This window comes from Bradyrhizobium sp. SZCCHNR1015, from assembly GCF_032489875.1.
Taxonomy (GTDB): Bacteria; Pseudomonadota; Alphaproteobacteria; order Rhizobiales; family Xanthobacteraceae; genus Bradyrhizobium.
Genome location: NZ_JAUEYW010000016.1, coordinates 165,486 through 188,280 on the forward strand (window position 1 = coordinate 165,486; position 22,795 = coordinate 188,280).

Consider the following 22,795-nt stretch of genomic DNA (forward strand, 5'->3'; position numbering starts at 1 on the left):
TTCAACTCGCTTTTGGTTGCAGCATCTGGGATCGCTTGCCGTGAAAATAGGCTTTGACCCATGGATGTTCTGATCGGAGGAGGTCGCTCATAGGACCAATCGCCACGATCCTGCCATCGGCCAACGCAGCGACACGGTCGCAGACCGTGTTGAGGCTGGCGAGGTCATGGGTCACCATAAACACCGTCAATCCCAACGTCAGCTGGAGCGTCTTGATCAGGGCATCGAAGTCGCCGGCGGAAATCGGATCGAGGCCGGAGGTCGGCTCGTCAAGAAATACGATCGCCGGATCGAGAGCGAGGGCGCGCGCCAGCGCGGCGCGCTTCGTCATGCCACCGGATAGCTCGGCTGGGAATTTATCACCGTCCTCTGCGCGAAGGCCGACCATTTCGAGCTTGGCTATCGCGATCTCATCCATCAACTCCTGCGACATCTGCAGGCTCTCGCGCAGCGGAAACTGAACGTTCTGCTTGACCGTCAGTGACGAGAACAGAGCTCCCTGCTGGAACAGAATTCCCCAGCGCTTCGCTGCAGCCTGCGTCGTCCGCTCCTCGGCGCTCCCAAGGGTTGTCCCCATGACCTCGATAGACCCGCTGCGCCGAGGAATGAGCCCGATGATCGTCCGCATCAGGACGGATTTTCCGCCGCCTGACGCGCCAACCAACCCGAGAATCTCACCGCGACGAACGTCGAGCGAAAGATCGTTCAGAACGAGCTGCCGGCCGAACCCGACAACGAGATCGGTCACGCGGATCGCGCTGGACACGCCAAGATCATCCATTGCTACATTCCAATGGACGCAAAGAACACGGCGAAAAGACCATCGAGCACGATGACCAGGAAAATGGATTTCACCACGGATGTCGTAGTCTGTTGCCCCAGCGATTCGGCACTACCTTTCACACGAAGTCCCTCACTGCAGGCAACAATGCCGATCACCAAGGCCATGAACGGCGCCTTCAATATTCCCACTTCGAAGTGCGTCACCGAGATGGCATCGTGTAACCGGGCGATGAAGATTGCCGGTCCCATGCCGCCATAGAGCTGGGCCACCAGCCCTCCTCCATACAGGCCAGCCATCGAGCCAATGAAGGCGAGAATTGGCAAGGTCAAGATCAACGCAACGATACGGGGCAGGATCAGCACCTCGACAGGATCAAGTCCCATCGTCACCAGCGCATCGATCTCCTCGCGCATCTTCATCGATCCAAGCTCGGCTGTGTAGGCGCTTCCCGACCGTCCTGCCACCATGATCGCGACGATCAGAACGCCAAGCTCGCGCAGGACCAGAATTCCGACCATGTCGACGACGTAAGACTCGGCACCGAAACGTCGAAAATGGAAGATCCCCTGCTGGGCAATGATGGCGCCGATCAGGAAAGTGATCAACACCACGATTGGAATGGCCTGCCATCCGATGCGGTACATCTGATAGACGAGGGAGGTCACGCGCAGAGATCGCGGCCGGCGCAGCGTCCGCAGCAGCGCAAAGAACAGCGCGGCCAACATGTCCAGAAACACCTTGATATCCTGGGCGGCCCCCAGACTCGAACGACCGAGGTCGGTGAGTTTGGCAAGGATCGGGTTCAGTCTCGGTGCCGGCGCGACGGCTCGTCGATTGACCTGCCGGACCTCCTCGACGAGGCCGACGTAGTTTTCTGCCACCCCGGTCGTCTCGACCCGCCGACCGCCAACAGCAGCCCGGCGGCCGAGCTTCTCAAGCAACCAAGCACCCACGGTATCGATTTCGCTGACGGCTCCAAGATCAAGCTTCACGGCAGTCGCGCTGTTGATGCTGTTGCCGACAGAGCTGGTCAAGCTCTCGAGCTCTGCCACGTTCAGGGACACCCATGATCCGCTCGGACGAAGCTCGAGCACATCCTCCGTGGTCGCGGCGGTAAGTCCCGGATGAGCACGCAATTGGATGTCTCCCTCAGTCGGCGTGCCGAGGCACACCCGTTCCTAAATCGCGCCGATCTGCCTCGCTTGATCTGCGTCAATCCCGTCAACGCCACGGGTTGAGCGAAATCAAGCATCGTGCCGAGCTACGTTCTACAGTGATTTTGAGCCGAGGACAAAACATGGCCATCGACCCGACGACGCTCCGGACCGAGTTGGAGAGCCTGACGCGTGAGCTAAGCCAGCTGTTGCGGGGCGCGGGTGCGCCGCGCGACAACCCGGACGCGCAACCAGCTGCTGGAATGCTCGCTGCAGCGATCGAGGCGCTAGACATGCGTCTAAGCGAGGCTGACGTTCAGGTGGAGCGGATGATCAGGGATCGTCCGATCGTCGCGACAGCTTCGGCCTTCGCCTTCGGGCTTGCGGTTGGCCTCCTGCTGCGGAGAACTTAAGTGGATACCGAAAATGTCGTTAAACATTTGCGCCTTCTCTGGCGGACGGACCGGGTCATTGCCGACATCAGGCTCCGGCATCTGCTCGTCGGGCTCGGCCTCCGGGCCTTTGCGGCGCTGATCGCCGTCTTTGGCCTCCTGATGTTCGAGCTGGCGGCCTATCTTGCGTTGGTCCAGATCACCTCTGCGGTCGTGGCAGCCGCAGCACTCGGAGCCTGCAATATCGCGATTGCGGCGATCCTCCTGATCATCGCATCCCGTGCACCGTCCGGCCGGGAACTCGAACTAGCCAACGAGATTCACTCCTCGGCGATGGACTCGCTGCAGTTGGAAGCACGAGCTTTGCAGTCCCGGATATCGAGCGTGGTCAACCATCCGCTCAACAGCCTCATTCCGCTGCTCATCGTTCCCATTGCGACGATGATCATCAGAACTCTCCGCTCGCATGGCGCCTCCGAAGGCGAGGCGGCGAGGCCACCGTCCAATGACGACCACCATCCGACCTGAACCGATGTATCCGGTGAGAGGACACCAAACACCTAAGCTTAGAGCCTGAGTTTGACATTGCAAAGGTCGCGCTCGGTTGGATCGGTTCTGACCTCGAAACCGAGGTTCCTACACATCTCCAGCATGACGACATTCTCCTGCAGGACGTCACCGGAGATCATCTTCAGGCCCTCCGACTTGGCATATTCGATGATCAGCTGCATCAATGCCCAGCCGAGTCCGCGTCCCTTGAGATCCGACCGCAACAGGATTGCGTACTCCCCGCTCTCGTAAACCGAGTCGGAGTGAATCCTCACGACGCCGACCAGTTCGTTTGTCGCTTCATCGAGCGCCACAAAAGCCATCGCGCGCGCATAGTCGAGCTGCGTCAGGCGCGCGATGAACTCGTGCGTGAACTCCTTCATGGGGGCAAAGAATCGAAGACGCAGGTCTTCCGGAGTGACATGCTTGAGGAACTCATGAATGGTTGGCTCATCCTCGGGTCGGATCGGCCGCGCAAGGATCCGCCAGCCGTCCTTGACCTGGAGATGCCGTTCCCATTGGCTCGGATAGGGCCGAACGGCGAAATTCGACGGACCAGAGCCTTTGAATTTCGGCGGAACCCTGCCGACGGCGACGCGCGCATCGACGGCCATGACGCCGCTCTCGTCGGCGAGCAGCGGATTGATATCGAGTTCGCGAATCTCGGGAACGTCTGCTGCAAGCTGCGCAAGCTTGACCAGCACCAGTGCGACTGCATCGGGCTTGACCGCGGGGACATCACGATAAGCGCGCAGCAATCGTGAGACGCGCGTCCGCTCGATGAGGTTTCGCGCCAGATGGAGATCGAGCGGAGGCAGACCGAGCGCCTTGTCGTTGATGATCTCGACGGCGGTACCGCCCCTGCCGAACACGATCACGGTTCCGAAGATCGGATCGTCGGCAATGCCCATGATCAGCTCCCGCGCCTTGGCGCGGACGATCATGGCTTGCACGATCACGCCGGAAATCCGTGCGTCGGGCCGAAGGGCCTTCGCGCGGGCCATGATCTCGTTCGCCGCGTTACGCACGGCCTCGGCCGTGGTGAGATTGAGCACGACACCGCCGACGTCGGATTTGTGAATGATATCTCTCGACAGAATCTTGAGAACGACAGTTGTGCCTTGAGCGAACAACTGTTCCGCATACCCGACCGCCTCGTCGACCGAGGACGCAGCGAACGTCGGCACCATCGCAATATCGTAAGCCTCCAGCAGGCGACTGATCTCGACCGGATCGAGCCAGGTCCGCCCGTCGGCAAGGGCTGTCGCTATGATTCCGCGGGCTGCGTCGACGTCGGGCGCAAAAGAGCTCGGCATGGCCGGCGGGACAGCGGCAAGCGATTCGACCACCTCCCGATGACGAACGAGATGCATGAAGCCGCGAACGGCATCATCCTCGGTTGGATAGTTCGGAATTCCTGCCCCGCTCAAGGTCTCGATGACCGGCTGCTCCGCGCCGACCCATGCCGCCAGAACCGGCTTTGCCCAGCGCCGGTGCTGCTTTCGATAGGTACTGACGAACTCGGTGACAGCCGTGGCGATGGCGCTCGCGGATGCAATCGCGGTCTGAACATTCATGACGAGAATTGCATCGTTGGCTTGATCGGCGAGCAGCGCTTCGAGCGCGAGCGTGTAGCGTGCGGCATCGGCATCGCCGACGATGTCGACCGGGTTGGATCCGGACCAGGTCGGCGGCAGGATGGCGTCAAGTTTGTCGTGTACGACCGGCGAAAGTGCGGCAGGCACGCCTCCGAGCTCGACCAGTCGATCCACGGCGAGCACGCCGATCCCGCCGCCATTCGTGAGAATGGCGAGCCTCTTGCCCATGGGCGACTCCACCCGCCCCAGCGTTTCGGCGCAGTCGAACAACTCGCGCAGATCGGAGACCCGCAGAACGCCGGCCCGGCGAAAAGCCGCATCATAGACGGCATCGGCTCCCGCCAGCGCGCCCGTATGTGTCGCCGCAGCTTGCGCACCGACGGCACCGCGGCCGGACTTTACGACCACAACCGGCTTGACCCTTGCCGCCCCTCGCGCCGCGGACATGAACTTTCGCGCGTCCTTGACGGCTTCGATGTAGAGCAGGATCGCGCGGGTCCCACCGTCCAACGCGAAGTGGTCCAGAAGATCTGCGAGATCGACGTCCAACTGATCGCCGATCGAGACGATTCCAGAAAACCCAACACCGCGCTGAGCAGCCCAATCTACCATCCCCGCCGCGATAGCGCCGGACTGGGAAATGAGCGCTAGGCTTCCTGCAACCGGCATGTGTGCCGAAAAGCTCGCATTGAGCTTGATGGTAGGCATCATGATTCCGAGACAGTTCGGCCCGATGAGACGCATGCCGTATTTCTGCGCCGCCTTCTCGGCCTGGTCGGCGAGCGACCCCTCTCCGTGCCCGAGACCCGAGGTAATGATCAAAGCCCCTGCCGTCCCCAACGCGCCTGCGCGATGAATGAGATCCGGGATCGAAGGGGGGGGCGTCGTGATCACCACCAGTTCCGGCACAAACGCCAGTTCGGCGAGGCTGCCAACGGCTGCGATATTGGATATTTCCCGATAGCGAGAATTGACCAGGCCAAGCTTGCCCTCGAACCGCGCCTTGACGATATTGTCGAGGATGGCCTTCCCTACCGAGTTCGGTCGCGGACTTCCTCCGATCAGAGCGATGGAGCGTGGCAAAAGCAGGTTCCGCATTCGGTAGGTCGACATTTGCACGTCCAACATCAGTCGGTGAAAGGCGGGTGAATCCCGGAGACTGATCTTAGTTTCAATCCGCAGCCGGTCTAGCGCGACTTATCATCCCAGCATGGTGACGGATGCAACCCCGCTGCGTTCCCTGACTGCGCCTGCCGGTTCTGCTCGGTAGGCCGCAGTATTCGGACCAAGTCCTTGATGAGCATCAAACGATTGCCGGGCTGATTATCTTATTACCCTGCAAATTCGTCCGGGAGGCTCTCCGATGCGAGCGATGGTTCTGCGAAAGCCTGGAGCGCCTCTGCAGCCCGAGACACTCGCGGACCCCGATCCTGGTCCCGGTGAGATCCGCGTCAAGATCAGGGCATGCGGCGTGTGTCGCACTGACCTGCATGTGTACGACGGTGAGCTTCCCGACATCCGGTATCCGCTCATCCCCGGACACGAGATCGTCGGTCATGTCGATCAGATTGGTCCTGGTGTGACGACGCACAGGCTCGGCGAACGCGTCGGAATTCCATGGCTGGGGCATACATGCGGCCATTGCGCGTTCTGCGCACGTGGTATGGAAAATCTCTGCGACCAGCCGACGTTTACCGGCTATACGCGCGATGGCGGCTATGCGACCCACACCGTCGTCGACGCAAATTATGCATTCCCGCTCGATGGTCTGGAGGATGACATCGCCACCGCACCACTGTTGTGCGCCGGCCTGATCGGCTGGCGATCTCTGGTCATGGCAGGGGAAGCCGAGAGGCTTGGCATCTACGGATTCGGCGCGGCGGGTCACATCGTTGCCCAGGTGGCCCGCTGGCAGGGGCGTCAGATCTATGCGTTCACCCGCGAGCACGACGAGGCTGCGCAGGATCTGGCTCGCCAACTTGGCGCCACATGGGCCGGAGCGGCGGGCCAGCGTCCCGATGTTGCTCTGGACGCGGCCATCATCTATGCGCCAGCTGGCGAGCTTGTTCCGGCCGCTCTGCGGGCTGTTCGGAAGGGTGGCCGGGTGGTCTGCGCAGGTATCCATATGAGCGACATTCCGACGTTTCCCTATTCCGTTCTCTGGGGAGAACGCCAAGTGGTGTCCGTCGCCAACCTGACGCGACAGGACGGTCTCGATTTCCTGCAGGTCGCGCAGCAGGCTCAGATACGGACCCATACGACGCCCTATCCGCTGTCCGACGCAAATGACGTTCTGGCCCGCCTGAGGCGGGGTGACGTCGTCGGCGCGGCGGTGCTTATCCCGGACTTTTGAAGTGAATGTGGTAACCCCGCCCATGGCATCACCATCCGATCAGGAACTGGTCTTCTCCTTCTTGGGCAATACCACCCGACATCCAGGTGTCCGCCGGATCGACACGCACGCGGCTTCAGTGTTTCTGATCGGCGACCGCGCTCTGAAGATCAAGCGCGCCGTTCAGCTGCCATTTCTGGACTATTCGACGCTCGATCGGCGCAAGGCAGCGTGCGCGAAGGAAATGGAGATGAATCACCCGTTTGCTCCAGACATCTATCGGCGTGTCGTCGCCATCACCAAGGCGCCAGACGGATCATTCGAAGTCGATGGATCCGGCACTCCGGTCGAATATGCCGTCGAGATGCGTCGCTTCGATGACAGCCGGACACTCGATCACCTCGCTCGCCACCAGCAATTGGAGATCGGCTTGGGCGAACGTCTGGCGGAGACGATCGCGGCGTCGCATGCCGTGGCCACCCGGATGCCGTCCAACGCGTGGACGCAGTCGCTTCCAGTCTGGATCGACGCGTTCGTCGCCAGCTTTCGAAACGTCCCACTATTTGACGCTACGCAGATCGAAGAACTCCGCGCTCTTTGCCACTCGGCCTTCACACGGCTCTGTCCCCTGCTCGAGCAACGCGCAAAAGAGGGGCACGTGAAGCGCTGCCACGGCGACCTCCATCTCGCAAATATCGTTCTCATCGACGACAAGCCGGTGCTGTTTGACGCCATCGAGTTCGACGACCGGATAGCCACGATCGACGTCCTCTACGATCTCGCGTTTCCATTGATGGACCTCTTGCACTTCGGGCAGTCGATCGCCGCCAACCATCTCTTGAATCGCTACCTCTCGATCGCTGCGCCCGACCAGACCGGTGGATTGGCTGCTCTGCCTCTGTTCATGGCGATCCGGGCCGCTATCCGTGCGCAAGTCTTTCTTGCAAGGCTCGACCGCAGTGATGCCGAACACTCGGAGGCAGACCGCTCTGCGACCATCGGGATCGCAGAGAGCTACTTCCAACTTGCGCGCAGCCTCATTCGGCCGGCGGAGCCGAGGGTGGTCGCCGTCGGCGGATTATCGGGAACGGGAAAATCTGCGCTCGCCCGGGCTCTGGCTCCCCTCTTGGCTCCTCCACCGGGAGCAATCGTGTTGCGCAGCGACGTGCTGCGCAAGCAACTATCCGGCGTGAAGGAAACCGAACGCCTCCCAGCTGCGGCCTATACGCCGGCATCGAGTGCACGGGTCTATCGAGAGTTGACGACGCAGGCCGGCCGCGTGCTCTCACAAGGCTTCACGGTGATCGTCGACGCCGTGTTTGCACGTTCGGATGAACGACAGGCGATCCATGATCTCGCGAACCGGCTGAAGGTGCCCTTTGCCGGCCTCTTCCTCGTCGCAGATTTGCGCAGCCGGCAGGAGCGGATCCACCATCGAGTCGACGATGCGTCCGATGCAACGGTTGGAATTGCCGAAGATCAGGAACGCTACGACATCGGCGCCCTGGATTGGCTCCGGGTGGATGCGTCGGGCACGGCCGAGACGACACTGGAACGAAGCCGATCATTGCTCCGGATCGGCACCTGAGTCCGGTGGAATAACGCTGCCTGACCGCCACAAGCGGCGACTACGTGTGCACGTAGTCGCCCGGCGCGTCTCCGAGATCATTTGAACGATCTGCCCCGAGTTGCGGCGGCGCGCCCGGTGCACCCGACTGCTGTCCAAGCCACGCCGTCCACGCCGGCCACCATGACCCCTCCAGTTTTGGCGAGGTGCTCTGCCACTCGTCCGGCCCGAGATATGGCGCGTCGGCTGCCTTGGTCCGCATCTGATGGGAGCGCCCCTGCTCGCCCGGCGGCGCCACGATGCCGGCATTGTGGCCGCCGCTCGCAAGCACGAAAGTGACGTCGGCATCAACTTCGTAGTGGACCTTGTAAGTCGACTTCCAGGGCGCAACGTGATCACGCAGGGTCCCGACCACGAACATCGGCGTGTGGATGTCCGAGAGCGAAACGGGTTTCCCCTCGACCCGATATCGCCCCTCGGCGAGATCGTTGTTCAGGAACAGCTTGCGCAGATACTCGGAGTGCATCCGATACGGCAGCCGCGTCGCATCTGCGTTCCATGCCATCAAGTCGCTCGGATTCGCGCGCTCACCGAGAAGATAGTCGCGCGAGACACGCGACCAGATCAGATCGTTGGAGCGCAGCAATTGAAATGCGCCCGCCATCTGCGTGGTGTCGAGATATCCACGCTCCCACATCATGTCTTCGAGAAAGGCGACCTGGCTTTCATTGATGAAGAGCGTCAGCTCTCCCGCTTCGGTGAAATCGGTCTGGGCCGCAAACAGCGTGATCGTCTTCAGACGCTGGTCACCGTCCCGTGCCATGGCCGCCGCCGTGATCGAAAGAAGCGTTCCGCCGAGACAATAGCCTGCGGCATGAACCGGCGTATTCGGAATGATCGTTCCGATCATCTCCAGGGCCGCCATGACGCCCAGCGAGCGGTAGTCGTCAAACGCAAGATTCCGGTCTTCCGCGCCGGGGTTTCGCCAGGAGATCATGAAAACCGTAAAGCCTTGGTCGGTCAGGTATCGGACCAGCGAATTGTGCGGCGATAGATCCAGGATGTAATATTTCATGATCCAAGCCGGTACGATCAGGACCGGCTCTGGTCGCACCTTCTCGGTCGTCGGCAGGTATTGAATCAGCTCAATCAACTGATTGCGAAGCACAACCTTGCCCGGTGCGGTCGCGACGGTCTTGCCGGCGACGAACTCACCATTGCTCGATATCTTTCCGGGCTGCATTACCTGCATGATATCGGCGAGCCAGTTCTGCCAGCCGAAGATCAGGTTCTCTCCACCGCTTTGAAACGTCTTTTCCAAGACTTCCGGGTTGGTCGCGGCAAAGTTCGATGGTGCGAAGATGTCGAGCAGTTGACGAATTGAAAAGTCGACGACGGCTTCGTTGGCGGGGTCGACACCACGAATGCCGGTCGTCGCCTTGTGCCACCAATCTTCCCCGAGCAGGAACGCCTGGGCGAACAAGTTGAACGGGTACGTCGCCCATTGCGGCGTGGAAAAGCGATGATCGTTCGCCTGCGGTTTGATTAGGTCCCAAGGACCACGATTCGGGTCTGCAAAATGCAGGGACCGTTCAGCGACGTGCTTTGCGCCGTACCAGGCATCTCGAACGATTTCGATCTGGCGCTGAGGTGCAGTGGCCAGATGACAAGCCCAATCCAGATACGCCATTGATAGAGCGGCCGGGGAAATTCCGCCGGTGAGCCGAGCCAGCATCGCGCTGAAGGCCTTGTCCAGCTCGTGATCCTCGCGTCGAAGCTCGCCGGAACTCGCGTCGGCTTCGCGGGAGAGCAACTTTGCGTCGGATGCGGCGAGCGCAGCAGCCGGCTTCAAAGAGGTCCCTGCAGAGACAACGGCACTGCTTCGGTCGTTGTCGGTCGTTCCTTCGCGTTCCCGTTCGGGACGCGACACACCCGCACTCTTCAGTTTCGCCACCGTTGCCCCATAAGATTCACGCTGGCATCAATCAGGCGCTGCCCGTGCTTGAAAAGTCGATCGCAATCACGCCTGACGAAATCAATCTGATGCCGTCCACATTCCTGAACCATCGCCTGGATTCCCGTCACGGAATGCACGCCGGCCAGCTTCGACACGAACTCGGCCAGCAGATGCGTCTCCGTACGCGCGCGATCCAGCACTTCGTTGCTGGCAAACAGAATCTCCTCCATGATGATCTGCTGGGAGCCAACGAGCAGCTCAAGTGCGTGCTTGTTGGAGAGAGCGACACGTTCGGACAGTTCGGCCGTTTCGTCGGCCAGGATCTTGGTCCCGGAGAACTCGGACATGGGCACCTCTCCTCTCGCTGGATCACAAGGCCGTATAGCTGCAATTCAAAGCCAAGACCTTGAGCTGCGTCAATGACGGCGGCGGCACCTGCTTTGACCTGCGTCAATTCAAGACCGTGGCAGCGGGTTACTTTTTCTTAGCTTTTGACATTGGAGTTCGCCATGCGCGCCCATCAGATCATGACCCGCCCCGTCATCACCGTCACCCCTGACACTTCCATCGTGGATGCGGCAAATATCATGCTTCAACGGCACGTCAGCGGCCTTCCAGTGGTCGATCCCGGCGGAAAGCTGGTGGGCGTCGTCTCGGAAGGCGATTTCATCCGCCGAACGGAGATCGGCACCGGGCGAAAGCGCGGCCGTTGGCTGCGATTCATTCTCGGGCCCGGAAAGTCGGCGGCCGACTTCGTCCACGAGCATGGTCGCAAAGTGTCAGAGGTGATGACCAAGTCTCCCTTGACGATCACCGAGGACGCCGCGCTGGCTGAGATCGTGGAACTGATGGAAAAGAACCACGTGAAACGGTTGCCCGTGGTCAAGGGAGACCGAGTGATCGGCATCGTGTCACGGGCGAACCTGCTGCAAGCGGTCGCCGCGCTCGGGCGGCAGGTTCCGGATCCAACGGCCGACGACGATCACATCCGCAACCGCGTGATCGACGCCCTCGAGAAGAACGACTGGTGCCCGTTCGGATTGTCCGTCATCGTTAAGGACGGCATCGTTCATCTGAGCGGCGTCATTACCGAGGAGCGGTCGCGGCAGGCGGCAATCGTTGCCACCGAGAACATCTCTGGCGTCAAGAAGGTGCATGATCATCTGTGCTGGGTCGACACCATGTCGGGCATGTACCTGAACTCACCGGAAGACGATGAGATGGCCAAAGCCGGCTGATGGCTGCTGAGGACGCTGCCGCTCCTCCGTGTCCGGCAACAGTGACGATGCCCTCAAGCTCCCGGATTATTGCGTCCGAACGTCCCTACCCGACGCAGGGCTTCGATCTCCTGCTCGGTGTACCCAAGCCTGTGGCGCAGGATTGCGGCCGTATGCTCACCGAGCCGCGGCGCCGCCGTCGGCTCGACGGTTGGTGTGAGCTTCATGGTGATTGCAGGCTCGACGTTGGGTATCGAGCCTGCTGTCGGGTGCGGAATACGACAGGTGCGGTCGCGCATCCGGACCTCGGCCGCGTTGAACGCCTGCTCGACCGTTCGAACGCGTCCAACCGGAACTCCAGCCTGGTTCATCCGGGATATCCAGACATCCATCCGTTCCGTGGCAAGGATGTCGGCGATGAGGCCGCGCAGTTGCGTACGGTTGACCCATCGCGCCCTTCGCGTGGCAAAGCGAGGATCGCTCAGGAGATCCGGACGACCAAGCACCTCAGTCGACAGCCGGCGGTAGAGCCGATCGTTGGCACATGCGATGTAGAGCGGGCCATCTGACGCTTCAAAGACGCCGACCGTCGGAGAGTCGTTCGGCGAATTTCCCGTTCGCGTGGGGTTCACGCCATTCATCAAATACGCCATTCCGGAGAAGCCTGTCATCGCCAACGCGATGTCGAACAGCGCCACCTCGACGTGCTGCCCGCGACCGAGCCGCTGCCGGGCGGCAAGTGCCAACAGGATGGCATTGCAGGCGGACATGCCGGTGGCCAGATCAACGATCGGAGGACCGGTCCGCACCGGCGGACCGTCGGCGAAACCGTTGAGGGACATGAACCCGCTTTCGGCCTGGGTGATCGGATCGAACCCTGATCGCCACGCGAATGGACCGGAGCGTCCGTAAGCCGAGATCGAGCAATAGATCAGCCCGGGATTGGTGCTGGACAATGCCTGATAGTCCAGCCCGAACTTCTCCATGACGGACGACGAGAAATTCTCCACGACGATGTCGGCCTTGGCGATCAGCGCACGCGCGACGTCTCTGGCCTGCGGGATCGTGAGATCCAACACCATGCCGCGCTTGTTCCGATTGAGGCTGAGGAACGCAGCGCTCTCTCCGCCGAGCTCGGCGTGCTCGTATGCCCGGGTATCGTCCCCCGTGAGCGGCTGCTCGATCTTGATCACCTCGGCGCCGAAATCGGCCAGCGTCTGTGTGCACGCGGGCCCTGCGACGACACGTGTGAAGTCGATCACCAGCAGACCAGCCAGCGCGGTCGGCGCGTCAGGCGGCCGTGGCGCACGCTCTGGCAGGGTGACCTCGGCCGGCATCCCAGAGTCCTTCCCGTTGCTTTGATCGTCTGAAGCGATCTTCCATTCACTGCCGGGCGCAGCTTGTCTCCAACATCCCGACAACGCATGGTTAGCTCAACGGCAGCCGCAAAAAAAGCCTGGCTCGGAGCTGTCGAGCCGGGCTAGTTCTGCTGCAGCGCAATGCAATCTGCATAAGGCGTCGGTCGACAGCTCACCGCCGGATCATCTTGCGCCAATAAAGCGAGTTCCCCCAGGCCCAGGGCCGGCCCGGTTGGAACAACACATATCCGCACCGAATGAAATTGTTCGCGGAAACGATGTTGCAGGTCGTGTCCGAAACGATGCAATCCAGTCCCGAGCGGCGCGCGCGCAGCTCGATCGCACGCATCAGCCGCCGCTGCAGGCCGTAACCACACCGCTCTTGGAGAACACCAACCCTCGAAAGGTAGGCGATGCCTTTGCCGAGGGATGACGGCGTCATTCCGGCGAAGGCAACGGGCCGTCCGAGCTCGGTCGATATCCACCATTGTCCGCTCTCGAAATCAGGCAGAGGCGCGCAATCGAGGAATGTGCGCGCATGGAGCTCCTTCAAGGTGTCGAGAACGTCAGGCTCGCAAGCGTCGACCTCCCTGATGCGGAAGCGGCGGTCTCGCCGTAAGGTCCTGGCTGGCACGGCATTACCTTCCGAGCACGACTTTGATGCCGAGCCAGATCGCGCCGATCAGACCTGTCGCGATGACCGTGATGACGGCCTTGAACGTGTAGCTCTGAGCCTGCTCCACGCTCTTGCGCCAGCGCCGCAGGTGCTGGAAATCGGCTCTCATTTCAGTGATCGTCTTCGACATGGTCGCTTCCGGAATCTTGCAAAGTGGATTTGGAACGTGGTCACGACAGCGCATCGCCGGCGGCGATCGCGACGAGCCTTACCAGGGCGAGCGAAATCAGATAGACGGTCATCGTCCTGTCCCGATCGGTTGAAAACAGAAAGGCGCGGCGGATCGCGGCCAACGCGATCGCTTCGGGCGCGAACCTTATCCCTCGCGTGAGGGACCGCTGCGGGCACGACGACGATCATCGTGCCCGCGACCACCCCGTTCGCGCGGGACGGTCAACATCCGGATGACTATGAGAGCACACGCTGCCGAACGGCAAAATGAGGTGATCCGGAAGCAGTCGCGCCAGCATCCCCGAACAGGAGCCCACCGCTGTTGGCGGGCTGCGGCCACCGCAATTTCGGAAATTTCGATGCTGACATTTTGTCAGTGATTTGCCCGACGTGTCAAATTTGATCGAAATGCGGCGATCGGGTTTTCCGATTTCGATAACCGCCGCGCGAATTCCTTTCCTGAAACATAAAAAGCCCGCTGCCGACTGATCGGCGCGGGCTCTATGATTTTTTCGACGTTGGCAAAATGCGCCTGATTTGCCCGACGTGTCAAGCGCCCAAATGCGCGCCGATCGTCAGTTCATTTCGCAGCTCGTCGGGCTGAGCCGGAAGGAGGTTTCTTGATGTATGTCGTCGCAGTCGTTCTGGCCGCCTTGTCCGCGCTGTTCTACGCGGCCGCGCAGCATCAGCTCGGATCGGTCGGTGCCGACGTCTGCAGCTACGGCAGCCTGTTCTGCGATAAGCCGCACTACATGATGACGGGTGCGCTGCTTGCGGGCCTCTGGGGCAAGTTTGTCAGCATGCGATAGCAGCGTCGACGATCAGTTCTTGATCGCGTAGAGCGGCGTTCGCACGGTCAGCTGATAGACCGGCTTCGGCGCCCATGCGATCTGCGCCGTGATGCCGAACAGGCGATTGTCGTCGTCATCCATGCGATCGAGATCGAGCCTGACCAGTGGCTGCGTGTAGGCCGCGATCGGCGCGAGGGCGAGCAGCTGCGCACCGCCGAACGACTGCAGCCCGACCCGCGCGGAGACCTTCCAGTTGTTGTCCCACTGATAGAAGCCGCCGACATAGCCGGCGGTGGTGTCGCCGATCCGCGCCAGAACGGTGTCGATCTCCGTGTGAGCATATTGGATGCCCGCCAGCCAGCCGCGCATCTCGTCGGGGTCGAGCGCGTATTTCGCCTCGACCACCGTATTGAACGACGTTGTCGCCAACGGCGAGTCCGGCACCGACCGCGTCAGCGTCGACTGCAGCGTCAAGGTCGGGAATGCGCCACCGTTCTGCTGATAGACATCGGCCTGGAAGCCGAGGAACCAGCTCGTCACCGCGACGTCAGACCAACCGGACAGGCCGTTGTAGGACGCGCTGCCGGTGAAGCCGCCATAGAGCGAGAGCGCGTCGCCGAGATCCGCCGTGAGCGGAACGTCGACGCCGACGCCCTGGTTGGTCGGGGCCGAGAGCTGCGGGCGCCCCGGCAAGGTTGGCCGGTCGAGCAGCTTGCGCAAGGTTGCGAGCTGCGACAGCGTTCCGAACAGCGAGGTGTCGCCGAGGCCCGTCGACAACGCCCCGCCGGGCAGATAGGCGTAGTTCGTGCGGAAATCGATATAGACGTTGGCAAGACCCGCCGGCTCATCCGCCTCATCGTCCTTGGCAAGGGCACTGCCGCTCATGACCAGTGCCGCGCCCGCGACAAGAGCAGATATCTGCCGCTGCGTCCGACCGCCGCGCAGCCGCCATTCCTCGTGTGCCATGAGACTTCCCCCAGCACCGAAAATACGCCGGTCAAGCGCGATCCTTCAAGTGCTGATCGCGCGAAGCCGACCGGGGTCAGGGGAAAGCTGCCGCGCGTCTCATGCCGACGGCGCCGGCTTCGCGCCTGCCGCTCGCGTGGCCATGACATGGCGCAGCACGCGCGACAGCTCGTCGACCGAGTAAGGCTTCTGGATCAGGCTGAAACCGTGGCGGTCACCGTCAGCGAGGACATGACTGTAACCGCTGTTGAGCACGATCGGGATCATCGGCAACCGCCGGCGGATTTCCTGGCCGAGCGTCACCCCGTCCATGCCGGGCATCACGACGTCGCTGAGCACGAGATCGAAGCTCTCGGGATTCTCGTCGATCATCCGCAGTGCATCCGTTCCGCTGCGCGCAAGCACCGTCCGGTAGCCGAGGTCCTCGAGCAATTGCGTGGAAAATTCGCCGATCTCCGGGTTGTCCTCGACGACCAGCACGCTCCAGCGCGCAGCGAGCTGTTCGGCATCCTGCTCGCTCCGCTCGCGCGGTCCCAGTGGTTTGTCCGTCAGCGGAAGCAACAATGTCAGCGTCGTGCCCCTGCCGAGCTCGCTATCGACCAGCACCCGTCCGCCGGACTGATGCACGAAGCCGTACACCTGGGACAGGCCGAGACCGGTGCCGCGCCCAACACCCTTGGTGGTGAAAAACGGCTCGAAGATCCGGTCGATCTGATCTGGAGGGATGCCGGATCCGGTGTCGCTGACCGCAATGGAGACGAACGACGGCTGCCCGGACCGACCGTCCTCCCGGACGATCTCGCCGCGAATGGTCAGGACGCCCCGGCCCTCCATCGCATCGCGCGCATTGGCGACGAGGTTCACGAGCGCCGTCTCGAACTGATTGATGTCGACGTCGACCGGAAGCGGGCGCAAAGCGAGATCGAGCTTGATCACAGCCGGTGCGCCGAGCACGGTCTGCAGCATCTCCTCGATCCGCTCGATATGAACAGCGGCATCGAAGACGCGGCGCTCCATCGGCGTTCGCCGCGCGAAGGCGAGCAACTGTCCGGTGAGCTTGGCGGCGCGATCCGCCGTGTCCGAGATCGCATCCACGTAGCGCCGCATGCGCTCCGGGGACAGCTCCCGCCGGCGCAACAGGTCCGCCGACGACCGGATCACGGTCAGCAGATTGTTGAAGTCGTGCGCAACGCCGCCGGTGAGCTGGCCGATCGCCTCCATCTTCTGGGCCTGGCGGAACGCCTCCTCCGCCTGGCGCCGTTCGGTCAGCTCGACCGCCTCGGGCACGATGGCCGTCACCTGTCCGTTCTCATCCCGCACCGGCCGCATCTGGAAGTCGAACCAGCGTGAGCCTCCGACCGGCAGTTCGAGCTGCAGCTCCTGGCGGGCCTCGTCGCCGCGAGCGACGGCGTCAACCAGCGATCTGATCACCTCGGGCATGCCGGGCGTACCCGCAAACCACGGCGTCTCCCAGAAGGGCAGCCCTGCGACCTCGTGCAGCGGCGCAGCGATCGCTTCGAGCGAGGTCGCATTGGCGTCCAGAAGCGTCCCATCGGACGAGAGCAGCGCTTGGAACGTGTAGCTCGCCTCGAAGATCGTCCGCAGGCGCGCCTCCTTGGCCTGCAGCTCCGCGGTACGCTCGGAGACCTGCGTCTCCAGACGCTCGTTCAGCTCACGCAGCGTGATCTCGGCCTCGTGCCGCACCCGCGACAGATCGATGTTGGCGCGCACCCGCGCCAGCAGCTCGCGCGCGCTGAACGGCTTGGTGAGATAGTCGTTCGCCCCGGCATCGAGTCCCTCGACCTTGGCCTCCTCGCCGGCGCGCGCCGACAGCATGACCACGGGAATGTCGCGAAGCTGCGCATCGCCGCGCAGCGCTCTCAGCAGGCCGAAGCCATCGAGCCCCGGCATCATGACGTCGGTCAGCACCAGATCGGGGCGGCGCCGTCGGACGGCCTCGAGGGCCGCGACGCCATCGCCGACCGCCTCCACGTCATAGTCCTCGGCAAGCAGACGGCGGACGTAGTCGCGCATATCGGGATTGTCGTCCGCGAGCACCACGCGATCACGGGCCGATGCCGTCGCGGAGCGAACACCGAGGTCATCGGATGATGACGGGTGAGGAGGCTCGAACGGCCCACCGCCGTTCAGCCACCCGAGCGCCTCCTCGATGTAGGCTTCGGCACGGACGTTGGTAACGGCCAGGACACGGGAAGGTCCGATCTGGCCCGCCGGCAGATGCGCCGAGCCTAGCGGAATTCGCACGGTGAAAACCGTTCCGCGGCCGAGTTCGCTGTCTACGGCGATCTCCCCGCCATGAAGCCTCACCAGTTCCTGAACGAGAGCGAGACCGATGCCGCTACCCTCGAAGGATCGGCCGCGCGCGCCATCAATGCGACGAAAGCGTTCGAACAAATGCGGCAGCTCGCCGGGCGGGATGCCGGTGCCGGTGTCGCGAACCTCGAGCTCGGCATGATCGCCGTCAGTGGACAAGCCGATCGACACCGCGATTTCACCTTCGAGGGTGAACTTGAACGCATTCGACACCAGATTGAGAACGATCTTCTCCCACAAGTCGCGGTCGACATACACCGGCTCGGACAGGGGCGTGCGGTCGATGGTGAGACGCAGGCCGGCAGGATCCGTCGCCGAGCGGAAGTTGGACACGAGCTCGGCAGTGAAACCCGCAAGATCGATCGGCTCGAAATGCGCGGTCATGCGGCCGGCCTCGATGCGCGAAAAGTCGAGCAGCGTGTTCACGAGCTTCAGCAGACGAATGCCGTTGCGGTGGATCAGGCTGAGGGCGGATCGCGCCTCGGGGGTGAGTTGGGCCTCGGCGCGGCCGAGCAGGTCTTCCAGCGGGCTCAACATCAGCGTCAGTGGCGTACGAAACTCGTGGCTGATGTTGGAAAAGAACGTCGTCTTGGCGCGGTCGATTTCGGCCAGCGCTTCCGCCCGGCGCCGCTCTGCCTGATAGGCCCCGCCATTGCTGACGGCCGCTGCAATCTGCCCCGCGACGAGGTTCAGGAAGCGGGCATAGCTCTCGTCGTAGAGGCGGAACGGATTGAGACCTGCGACGAGGAAGCCGCCCCGTCCGGCTTCCCCCGACGCGGGCAGCGGAAGCACAACGGCGTGCTGTGGCGGCTGACGCCATCCGCCGGTCGGAAAGCTGAGACCGAACCGCCGCGGAAGGTCACGAACCAGCACCGCATCCTGCAGCTTCAGCGCTTCGGCCAGAGGCCACGTTGCTTCCGGCTGAATTCTCAGCCTCGGCTGAGCAGCGGGATGATCGCGGTCGATGCCGGTCAAGGCCTGCAGTCGCGCCGCCTCGCCGTCCGGGTCGGTCATGTAGATCATCGCGAACGGAAGGTCGCGCGCCTCCCGCGCCAACGCGTCCGCGCAGCTTGCGCAGGCCTGATCGATGCTGCGGGCCCCGGCCCCGGCATTTGCGAGTTCGCGCAGCAACGAGAGCTGGCGCTCGCTGATCACGCGCTGAGTGTCATCGGTGTTGGCGCAGAAGATTCCTCCAGGTGATCCATCGTCGTCCGGAATGGGACTGTAGGAGAACGTGTAGTAGGTCTCCTCGGGAAAGCCGTTGCGCTCCATGATCAGGAGTTGCGCCTCGACATAGGTGCCCTGGTCACCGCCGCCGGCCTTGGCCAGCAACGGACCGATGTCCTCCCAGATCTCGTGCCAGACTGCAGAGATCGGTCGGCCGAGTGCCCACGGATGTTTGCCGCCGATGATGGTCTTGTAAGCATCGTTGTAGAGATAGATCAGCTCCCTTCCCCAACCGATCCAGATCGGCTGTTGGGATGTCAGCATGATCCTGACGGCCGTCTTCAGGCTCTGCGGCCAATGCTCCGGCGGTCCGATCGAGGTGCCCTCCCAATCGAACCGCAACATCAGTCCGGCCAGCTCACTGCCTCCGGAAAAAAGCCTCTCGCGCTCGGCCATGCCGAGCTCCTGATCATGCCCTGTTTGCCGCTCGTCCGGCACGCGCTCCCCCTGGTCGAAATCCGACGTGATCTGGAACGCAGGTACTCTCCTCCGGTTCCGGAGCCGGGAACAAAAAGGGGTCGTGCGACTTCGAGAGACATACACCGCCGGGGGAGCGCTGCCATGGCCACGACCGTTGCATCTGAACCGAACAAACCGAAACGGTCGCCCTGGAGCGTATTCCGGCTGTTGGGTCCAGGTCTCGTGACCGGTGCCGCCGACGACGATCCGTCGGGAATAGCGACCTACTCCCAGGCCGGCGCGCAGTTCGGTTACGGGCTGTTGTGGACGGTCTTTCTGACAGCGCCTTTCATGATCGCGATCCAGCTGGTGAGCGCGCGCATCGGCCGTGTCACCGGCAAAGGGCTGGCGGCCAACATCACCGCGCTTGCGCCACGCGGGATCGTCTTCGGCCTCGTCGCGCTGCTGGTCGGCGCCAACACCTTCAACATCGCAGCCGACATCGCGGCGATGGCGGAGTCGCTGTCGCTGGTGATCGGCGGTCTCAATCATGAGCACGCGCTGATCTTCGCCGCCGGGTCGACGCTGCTCCAGGTATTCCTGCCCTACCGCCGCTACGCACCTTTCATCAAGGTGCTGACCCTCAGCCTGTTCGCCTACGTCGCGACCGCCTTGATGGTCAAAGTGCCCTGGAGCACGGCGCTGCTCGCGGCGGTCTGGCCCAGCCTCTCGACGGAGGCCGACTATCTGCTGACGGTGGTGGCTGTGCTCGGCACCACCATCAGCCCCTACCTGTTCTTCTGGCAGGCCTCGCAGGAGGTCGAGGAGATGAACCAGGGCAAGGTCGACCGTCCCTTGCGCGAGCTGTCGAAGAAGGACCACCCCGACCTCCGACGGATCAGGATCGACACAACGATCGGCATGATCTTCTCGAACGCGATCGCGTTCTTCATCATCGTGACGACCGCCACGGTGCTGCACGCGCATGGCATCACCAAAATCGACTCGGCGACGCAGGCGGCCGAAGCCCTGCGCCCGCTCGCGGGCGACTTCACCTTCCTGTTGTTCGCGCTCGGCATCATCGGGACCGGCATGCTGGCGATTCCGGTGCTGGCGGGCTCGGCCGCGTACGCCGTCGCCGAGATCTTCGGCTGGCACGCGACCCTGGAGGCCAAGCCGGACGAGGCGGTCGGCTTCTACAGCATCATTGCTGCCGCGACGATCATCGGCTTCGGGCTTGGCTTCACCGGCATCGACCCGATCCACATGCTGGTGTGGAGCGCCGTGCTCAACGGCATCGCCGCCGTGCCGATCATGGCGATGATGATGGTGATCGTGTCCAATGCCGGGCTGATGGGCCGCTTCCGCGGACGGTCCTGGCTGATCGCCCTGGGATGGATGGGGACTGGCATCATGGCCATCGCCGTGCTGGCGCTGCTGTGGTCATTCGTCACGGGCCGCGCCTAGCGGCCATCGCATGTCCCTCTGCGTCGGCTGCAACGCAGTTGCACAACGTCATTGGTGCAACGCGGAACGTAAACTGTGTTAACAGTCCGTTCCCGCCATCCCGCCGCGATTGATGCCGATCAACGCCGGGCGCGCGCCGGTATGGCGGTGCTCGAACAAAGGACCTCGGAGACTGCCTTGACCCAGCCGCAACGCATGAGCGCATCGACGCTCCCCCCCTATTCTCCGCGCGGACTCGCGCTGCTGCGCGATCCGCTGCTCAACAAGGGCACCGGCTTCACCGAGCAGGAGCGCGATGCGCTCGGCCTGCGCGGCTTCCTGCCCGCCGGGGTCATGTCGATGCCGGCCCAGGCCGAGCGGATCCTGGTCAATCTTCGCAGCCTGTCCAACGACCTCGAGAAGTACGTGGCACTGAATGCGCTGCATGACCGCAACGAAGCGCTGTTCTTCCGGGTGGTCTGCGACAACATCGACGAGATCCAGCCGCTGATCTACACGCCGACCGTCGGCCTCGCCTGCCAGAAATACGGTCTGATCTTCCAGCGTCCGCGCGGCCTGTTCATCTCGGCCAACGACCGCGGCCGGATCGCGGAGATCCTCGCCAACTGGCCGTATCGCGCCAGGCTGATCGTCGTCACCGACGGCGAGCGCATCCTGGGTCTCGGCGATCTCGGCGCCAACGGCATGGGCATTCCGGTCGGCAAGCTGTCGCTGTACTCGGCCTGCGCCGGCATCCATCCGGAAGAGTGCCTGCCCGTCATGCTCGATGTCGGCACCAACAACGAAGAGCTTCTGGCCGACCCCTACTACATCGGGCTGCGCCAGAAGCGCCTTACTGGCGAAGCCTATGACGCCTTCGTCGACGAGTTCATGACCGCGGCCCGCGCCGCCTTCCCGGGCGTGCTGATCCAGTTCGAGGATTTCGCCAACCACGCCGCGTTCAAGCTGCTGCACAAATATCGCGACGACGCCTGCGTCTTCAACGACGACATCCAGGGCACCGCGGCGGTGGCGCTCGCCGGCTTGTTTTCGGCGCTGCGCATCACCGGCGGCAAGCTCCGCGACCAGACGGTGCTGTTCCTCGGCGCCGGCGAGGCGGCCACCGGCATCGCGGATCTCGTCGTCTCCGCCATGATGGCCGAGGGCCTGTCCGAAGCAGAGTCGCTGCGGCGCAACTGGCTGACGGACTCGCGCGGCCTCGTCATCAAGGGGCGGGAGAACCTGCACGGCCACAAGCTGCGCTATGCGCACGACCAGGCGCCGATCGCGGACTTCCTGACCGCGATCAGGACGCTGAAGCCGACCGCGATCATCGGCGTGGCGGCCGTCGGCGGCGCCTTCACGCCGGAAGTGCTGCAGGCCATGGCCGAGCTGAACGAGCGCCCCATCATCTTTGCGCTCTCCAACCCGACCTCGAAGGCGGAATGCTCGGCGGAGTCGGCCTATCGCTATACCCAGGGCCGCGCGCTGTTCGCCTGCGGCAGCCCCTACGATCCGGTCAAGCTCGACGGCAAGACCTTCGTGCCGCGTCAGGGCAACAACTCCTACATCTTCCCCGGCGTCGGCCTCGGCGCCATCGCCAGCGGCGCGCGGCTGGTGACCGACGAGATGTTCATGGCCGCCGCGCATACCCTGGCGAACTGCGTCACCGGCGCCGATCTCGAGCAGGGCAGCCTCTACCCGGCGCTGCCGCGCATCCGCGAGGTGTCTGCCCATATCGGCGCCGCGGTGGCCGGCGTTGCCTATCAGAACGGGCTCGCCACGGGCCCCGCGCCGAACGATTTGCTCGGCTTCGTCGAGTCGAAGATGTACGACGCCCGCTACTGAGCCCGAGATCGCGGATGCCTCGGGCTCAC

Annotated in this window: 19 protein-coding genes; 8 read left to right on the plus strand and 11 right to left on the minus strand. The window is 62.9% G+C overall.

Annotation, left to right across the window (positions count from 1 at the left end):
- Position 1: 1 nt before the first annotated feature.
- A complete protein-coding gene (locus QX128_RS26375) occupies positions 2-781 on the minus strand; it encodes an ABC transporter ATP-binding protein (RefSeq protein WP_315803589.1) in 780 nt (259 codons plus the stop codon).
- Positions 782-783: 2 nt separating this feature from the next.
- Entirely contained in the window at positions 784-1,920 is a 1,137-nt protein-coding gene (locus QX128_RS26380; RefSeq protein WP_316238934.1) for an ABC transporter permease, read from the minus strand.
- Positions 1,921-2,081: 161 nt separating this feature from the next.
- On the opposite strand from QX128_RS26380, the gene QX128_RS26385 reads away from it, so the two are divergent.
- Positions 2,082-2,351, plus strand: a complete 270-nt coding sequence (locus QX128_RS26385; RefSeq protein ID WP_316238935.1) for a hypothetical protein — start codon at positions 2,082-2,084, stop codon at positions 2,349-2,351.
- Positions 2,352-2,858, plus strand: coding sequence for a phage holin family protein (locus tag QX128_RS26390; RefSeq protein ID WP_316216921.1), 507 nt, complete (start codon positions 2,352-2,354; stop codon positions 2,856-2,858).
- A 38-nt stretch (positions 2,859-2,896) separates the two neighbouring features.
- Here the strand turns inward: QX128_RS26390 and QX128_RS26395 are convergent, their stop codons facing one another.
- Positions 2,897-5,590 carry a bifunctional acetate--CoA ligase family protein/GNAT family N-acetyltransferase gene (locus QX128_RS26395; protein WP_316180043.1) on the minus strand — a complete coding sequence of 898 codons (2,694 nt, stop codon included), beginning with the start codon at positions 5,588-5,590 and terminating at the stop codon, positions 2,897-2,899.
- A gap of 250 nt (positions 5,591-5,840) precedes the next feature.
- Between QX128_RS26395 and QX128_RS26400 the strand changes: the two genes are divergently transcribed.
- Together QX128_RS26400 and QX128_RS26405 are read left to right on the plus strand one after the other, a co-directional pair.
- Entirely contained in the window at positions 5,841-6,830 is a 990-nt protein-coding gene (locus QX128_RS26400; protein ID WP_316238936.1) for a zinc-dependent alcohol dehydrogenase family protein, read from the plus strand.
- Between the two features lie 22 nt (positions 6,831-6,852).
- Positions 6,853-8,397, plus strand: a complete 1,545-nt coding sequence (locus QX128_RS26405; RefSeq protein ID WP_316238937.1) for an AAA family ATPase — start codon at positions 6,853-6,855, stop codon at positions 8,395-8,397.
- A 40-nt stretch (positions 8,398-8,437) separates the two neighbouring features.
- Here QX128_RS26405 and QX128_RS26410 read toward each other — a convergent pair whose 3' ends face one another.
- Entirely contained in the window at positions 8,438-10,111 is a 1,674-nt protein-coding gene (locus QX128_RS26410; protein WP_410053183.1) for a PHA/PHB synthase family protein, read from the minus strand.
- Between the two features lie 206 nt (positions 10,112-10,317).
- Positions 10,318-10,680, minus strand: coding sequence for a hypothetical protein (locus tag QX128_RS26415; protein WP_315803596.1), 363 nt, complete (start codon positions 10,678-10,680; stop codon positions 10,318-10,320).
- Between the two features lie 162 nt (positions 10,681-10,842).
- Between QX128_RS26415 and QX128_RS26420 the strand changes: the two genes are divergently transcribed.
- Complete coding sequence (locus tag QX128_RS26420; RefSeq protein WP_315753506.1) at positions 10,843-11,571, plus strand: CBS domain-containing protein; 729 nt, start codon at positions 10,843-10,845, stop codon at positions 11,569-11,571.
- Between the two features lie 53 nt (positions 11,572-11,624).
- Here QX128_RS26420 and QX128_RS26425 read toward each other — a convergent pair whose 3' ends face one another.
- From QX128_RS26425 to QX128_RS26440, 4 genes are all read right to left on the minus strand, one after another.
- Positions 11,625-12,887: a CoA transferase gene (locus tag QX128_RS26425; protein WP_316238938.1), complete on the minus strand. Its 1,263-nt coding sequence runs from the start codon at positions 12,885-12,887 to the stop codon at positions 11,625-11,627.
- Positions 12,888-13,080: 193 nt separating this feature from the next.
- Positions 13,081-13,542 carry a GNAT family N-acetyltransferase gene (locus QX128_RS26430; protein WP_316180036.1) on the minus strand — a complete coding sequence of 154 codons (462 nt, stop codon included), beginning with the start codon at positions 13,540-13,542 and terminating at the stop codon, positions 13,081-13,083.
- Between the two features lie 4 nt (positions 13,543-13,546).
- Entirely contained in the window at positions 13,547-13,714 is a 168-nt protein-coding gene (locus QX128_RS26435; protein WP_315713663.1) for a hypothetical protein, read from the minus strand.
- Positions 13,715-13,754: 40 nt separating this feature from the next.
- Positions 13,755-13,877 (minus strand): hypothetical protein, encoded by a 123-nt coding sequence (locus tag QX128_RS26440; protein ID WP_315803599.1) that lies wholly within the window; start codon positions 13,875-13,877, stop codon positions 13,755-13,757.
- A 501-nt stretch (positions 13,878-14,378) separates the two neighbouring features.
- On the opposite strand from QX128_RS26440, the gene QX128_RS26445 reads away from it, so the two are divergent.
- Complete coding sequence (locus QX128_RS26445) at positions 14,379-14,564, plus strand: hypothetical protein (protein WP_315803600.1); 186 nt, start codon at positions 14,379-14,381, stop codon at positions 14,562-14,564.
- Positions 14,565-14,576: 12 nt separating this feature from the next.
- On the opposite strand, the gene QX128_RS26450 is transcribed toward QX128_RS26445, so the two are convergent.
- A complete protein-coding gene (locus QX128_RS26450) occupies positions 14,577-15,512 on the minus strand; it encodes a hypothetical protein (protein WP_315803601.1) in 936 nt (311 codons plus the stop codon).
- Between the two features lie 99 nt (positions 15,513-15,611).
- A complete protein-coding gene (locus tag QX128_RS26455; RefSeq protein ID WP_316238939.1) occupies positions 15,612-19,469 on the minus strand; it encodes an ATP-binding protein in 3,858 nt (1,285 codons plus the stop codon).
- 165 nt (positions 19,470-19,634) lie between these two features.
- Here QX128_RS26455 and QX128_RS26460 point away from each other — a divergent pair, with 165 nt between their 5' ends.
- Both QX128_RS26460 and QX128_RS26465 read left to right on the plus strand, forming a co-directional pair.
- Positions 19,635-20,939 (plus strand): divalent metal cation transporter, encoded by a 1,305-nt coding sequence (locus QX128_RS26460; protein WP_316238940.1) that lies wholly within the window; start codon positions 19,635-19,637, stop codon positions 20,937-20,939.
- A 195-nt stretch (positions 20,940-21,134) separates the two neighbouring features.
- The gene (locus QX128_RS26465; RefSeq protein ID WP_316238977.1) at positions 21,135-22,766 is read left to right on the plus strand and encodes an NAD-dependent malic enzyme; all 1,632 of its coding nucleotides are present in this window, start codon (positions 21,135-21,137) and stop codon (positions 22,764-22,766) included.
- The last annotated feature ends 29 nt before the right edge of the window (positions 22,767-22,795 follow it).